The sequence below is a fragment of the Collinsella sp. AM24-1 genome (genome assembly GCF_003470325.1).
In the GTDB taxonomy this organism is placed as follows: domain Bacteria; phylum Actinomycetota; class Coriobacteriia; order Coriobacteriales; family Coriobacteriaceae; genus Collinsella.
On record NZ_QRHM01000058.1, the window covers coordinates 1 to 1,299 of the forward strand.

Consider the following 1,299-nt stretch of genomic DNA (forward strand, 5'->3'; position numbering starts at 1 on the left):
GGGGGTGCGGACAGAAAGTTGGACCGCGGGGCGGTCCGGACTGGAGGTTCGCATGTACAGCAGGGAGAAGGTCGAGCTCTTCCTCCTGGCGACGGAGGACGGCATGGGGCCCACTGCCGCCGCGGAGTTCGCGGGGGTCACGGTGAGCGCGGCCAAGAAGTGGGCGACGGGGCACCTCCCGCGCAGCTACACCGGCAGGGGCTGTAGAATCGTGGCGAGGGAACCGCCACGGAAGGAGGCCAGCTTGGGCCCCGACAAGTCGATCTACGCCCCGCCGGCGACCGGCCCGCTCGCCGGGCTCAACGAGGACCAGATAGAGAACCTGCTGCTCAGGGCGGTGTTGGCCGACCTAAAAGCGGAAGGGTGGGACCCGGCTTCGATCTCGAACAGGAGCAAGTGCGAGCTCGGCGAGAGATTGAGGCGGGCGACCGCCCTGCCCCTCCGCTCGATCACAGGTTTCTTGAGGATATCGAAGAGCTCCTATGAGTACTGGAGGCCCCGCGTCGCCGCGCCGCGCGACCGCGACGCCGACATACGCGACCGCGTGGTGCGCATCTTCCGCGAGGGCTCGGGGTGCTGGGGGTACCGCACCGTCTGGGCGCGCCTGCGCCGCGAGGGCGTCCGCGCCAGCGAGAAGCGCGTGGCCCGCGTGATGCGCGAGGAGGGCCTCGAGGTCGTCTACAACAAGAGGCGCGCCCGGGGCTACAGCTCCTACGCCGGCGAGGTCTCCAAGGCGCCGGAGAACCTCGTGAACAGGAATTTCCACGCCGACGAGCCCAACCGGCTGTGGCTCACCGACATCACCGAGTTCAGGCTCCCGGGCGGCGAGAAGGTCTACCTGAGCCCGGTCATCGACTGCTTCGACGGGATGCCCGTCGCCTGGTCGATCGGGCTGCACCCCGACAAGCGCCTCGCGAACTCGAGCCTGCTCAAGGCCTGCGCGGCGAGGCCGGCGGGCGCGCGCACGACGATCCACTCGGACCGGGGCGGCCACTACCGCTGGCCGGAGTGGATCGGGATCTGCGAGGAGAACGGCCTGGTCAGGAGCATGTCCGCGAAGGGCTGCAGCCCGGACAACTCGGCCTGCGAGGGCTTCTTCGGGCGCCTCAAGAACGAGTTCTTCCGCTACAGGGACTGGGAGGGCGTGACGGCCGAGGAGTTCATGGGGAGGCTCGAGGCCTACCTCGTGTACTATCGGGACGGGCGCATCAAGAAGTCCCTCGAGTGGCTGAGCCCGATGGAGTACCGCAGGAAGCTTGGATACGCCTAGGCGCGGTCCAAGAAATCGTCCGCACCCCC

General features: G+C 68.6%; 1 protein-coding gene. It reads left to right on the forward strand.

Annotated elements, in window-relative coordinates; all coding sequences use genetic code 11:
- The coding region (locus DW661_RS10020) for an IS3 family transposase (RefSeq protein ID WP_233547502.1) at positions 1-1,270 on the forward strand (1,270 nt) is incomplete at its 5' end.
- Between the last annotated feature and the right edge of the window lie 29 nt (positions 1,271-1,299).